The following is a 562-nucleotide window of genomic DNA, read 5'->3' on the forward strand; positions in this document are numbered from 1 at the left end:
GCATAGAGGTCGAGCACGCGGGCGCCCTCGATCTCGACGAGACTCAGCAGCGAGGAGAACAGCCCCTCGCGGGCCCGGTCCGACGTCGGCCGGGTGACCGTGCCGGGCGGTACGGCGATCCGCCGGCCCCGGTGCGTCCCGGCCACGATCCGCGTTCCCCCGGCCACGGCGTCAGGCCTTGTCCAGGAACGCGGCGCGCTCCTCGTCGAGGATCGACCGGACGGCCGCCCGCAGCGCCGGGTGCCGGGCCAGGTCGGGGTCGGCGTCGACCAGCTCGACGGCCGCCTGCCGGGCCGCGAGGATGACGTCGGTGTCGCGGAGCAGCTGCAGCATCCGCAGCGACGACCGGCGGCCGGACTGGTCGGAGCCCAGCACGTCGCCCTCGCGGCGCTGCTCCAGGTCGAGCTGGGAGAGCGCGAAGCCGTCCGCGGTACCGGCGACGGCGTCGACGCGGGACCGGGACGGGCTGCCCTCCTCGGCCTCGGTGACCAGCAGGCACAGGCCCGCGTGCTCCCCCCGCCCGATGCGGCCCCGCAGCTGGTGCAGCTGGGACATCCCGAAG

1 protein-coding gene and 1 pseudogene are annotated in these 562 nt (G+C 76.2%); both read right to left on the reverse strand.

Annotated features, from left to right (window positions below; all coding sequences use genetic code 11):
• Positions 1-167: RsmD family RNA methyltransferase (locus I6F37_RS45440; RefSeq protein WP_225154152.1), on the reverse strand; the 167-nt coding region annotated here is incomplete at its 3' end.
• A 4-nt stretch (positions 168-171) separates the two neighbouring features.
• Positions 172-562, reverse strand: a pseudogene (locus I6F37_RS38560) (ATP-dependent DNA helicase RecG); the annotation flags it as partial.

Origin of the sequence: Bradyrhizobium sp. NBAIM08 (assembly GCF_020193935.1) — a bacterium.
Classification (GTDB): Bacteria; Pseudomonadota; Alphaproteobacteria; order Rhizobiales; family Xanthobacteraceae; genus Bradyrhizobium; species Bradyrhizobium yuanmingense.